The sequence below is a fragment of the Clostridium luticellarii genome, assembly GCF_002995845.1.
Classification (GTDB): domain Bacteria; phylum Bacillota; class Clostridia; order Clostridiales; family Clostridiaceae; genus Clostridium_B; species Clostridium_B luticellarii.
Genome location: NZ_PVXP01000140.1, coordinates 1 through 1,958, shown reverse-complemented (window position 1 = coordinate 1,958; position 1,958 = coordinate 1). Strand labels below are relative to the sequence as shown.

Below are 1,958 nucleotides of genomic sequence, written 5' to 3'. Positions count from 1 at the left end.
TATATAGATTATAAATGAAATAAAAATTTTATTTATGCATATTATCCACAAGTTTTTTGTTTATAACTTGTTATTATTCAAATTTTACATTATTTTGATAGTTATTTTCTTATATTTATTTCATTTTATCGTAAACAACTGCTTATTTATGCACATTATCCACATTTTTGTGGACAACATGTGGATAATACTAAAATTTATAGTAACCAAATTGATGTATTTCTCATATAATATTAATACCCACACAATTACAAAGCTCATAAATTACAGTTAACATTTCCTAATACAAAGTAATATACCTTTCTATCTCACAAAATTAAGGGGGTAATAAATCCCCTTAATTTTTCAATACACATAGAACATTAGGATAAGTTATATAATATTTTTTGTAATTTTCTTAACATTTAGCTATTTTTGTGCTATTATAAAAGTAGGAAAACTTTTTATGGAAGGTGGGACTATCCTATGAAAGATAACGTTATCAAAGTTGATTTTTCGAAAAATAGTAATAAGAAAAATGGTAGGTCGCTTTTCTTTTCGTTAAAACTATTTCTATCAAAGTTAATTAACTCTAAAAATAGAACTCCTGAAGCTTCAAAAATAAATACTGCAAAAGATAATAAAAAAATAATCTATTATTCCAGAGATATTTCTTAAGGTGCAGACAAATGCACCTTTTTGTTATATATGATAATATATAATCAGAAATTTTTCGTAGGAGGATTGATTATGAAAATTGGACTCGGATATGACGTTCACAAATTAGTTTGTAATAGACCGCTTATATTGGGAGGAGTAAACATTCCTTTCCATAAAGGTTTGCTTGGACATTCTGATGCTGACGTACTCACTCATGCAATAATGGACAGTTTATTAGGCGCTTCCTGTCTTGGCGACATTGGTAAGCATTTTCCAGATCAAGATGAAAGATACAAGAACATATCTAGTCTTAAATTGTTATCCAAAGTATCAGATTTAATTAAAGATAATCACTATATTATAGAAAATATAGATTCTACTATAATAGCTGAAACTCCAAAATTATCTCCCTATATAAATTATATGAGGGAAAACATATCTAAAACTTTAAACATAAGTATATCTGCAATAAATATAAAAGCCACTACTGAAGAGGGCTTGGGGTTTACTGGAAAAGGAGAGGGTATGGCTGCTCAAAGTATATGTCTGTTAAATGAAATTAATAAATAGGACACCAAGGTCCTATTTATCTTCTTTATCTTCATAATTATTGACTATATTTTGAACTAATTTTTTAATTGCGCTTGCCTGACATATCAAAGACATAACTACAAAGAAAACCATTATTCTTTCTTCTTCTTTTCCTTTAATCTTCAAATCCATATTTTTCACTATATTCTGAAACCTTTTCTCATTAAAACATTCTTTTGACATTAAATCCTCAAGACTATTTTTTTGCAGATCCGAGAATATCTTGTATGCGTTTTCCCAGGATATTATATCATCTTTTCCATTGTTTATTTCGTTAAAAGCCAATGCAAATACTTTTTTTATCTCCTCAGTAGTGAGTATTGGTCTCATATAACTCAATAAAATAAGCTGAGTTAGATGAACTTTTGTATAACCCCTTTTTTTCCCATCCTCCGGTTTAGATATAACCTCATTTTTAATATAATTCTGTACTATATTATTTGTATAGTTTTCTTCCTCAAATTTATCATTTAGATAATCTATAACCTGGGATAAAAATAAATCATACCTAGGCAAGTCTTCGTAAGGTATTATAGTATTAGTTGATATATTTTTTGCTATTTTATTTATATATTCCATTTCAAATTCAAAATTATTATGTTCATCCAATCTTTACAACCTCCTGCTCAACGTGTTCATGTATATATTAAAACTTTTATCATCCAAACTCAATATATTAATATTATATGGCATATGCATAATCTTTACAAACTAAAGATCTATAAAAT

General features: G+C 27.0%; 3 protein-coding genes. 2 read left to right on the top strand and 1 reads right to left on the bottom strand.

All coding sequences use genetic code 11. The annotated features are described in order from the left end of the window. Positions 1-465: 465 nt before the first annotated feature. Positions 466-657, top strand: coding sequence for a hypothetical protein (locus CLLU_RS18380; protein WP_106011200.1), 192 nt, complete (start codon positions 466-468; stop codon positions 655-657). Between the two features lie 72 nt (positions 658-729). Continuing rightward, positions 730-1,209, top strand: coding sequence for a 2-C-methyl-D-erythritol 2,4-cyclodiphosphate synthase (ispF, locus tag CLLU_RS18375; RefSeq protein ID WP_106011199.1), 480 nt, complete (start codon positions 730-732; stop codon positions 1,207-1,209). A 12-nt stretch (positions 1,210-1,221) separates the two neighbouring features. On the opposite strand, the gene CLLU_RS18370 is transcribed toward ispF, so the two are convergent. Beyond that, on the bottom strand, positions 1,222-1,809 hold the full coding sequence (locus CLLU_RS18370; protein ID WP_106011201.1) for a DUF1836 domain-containing protein: 588 nt from the start codon (positions 1,807-1,809) through the stop codon (positions 1,222-1,224). Between the last annotated feature and the right edge of the window lie 149 nt (positions 1,810-1,958).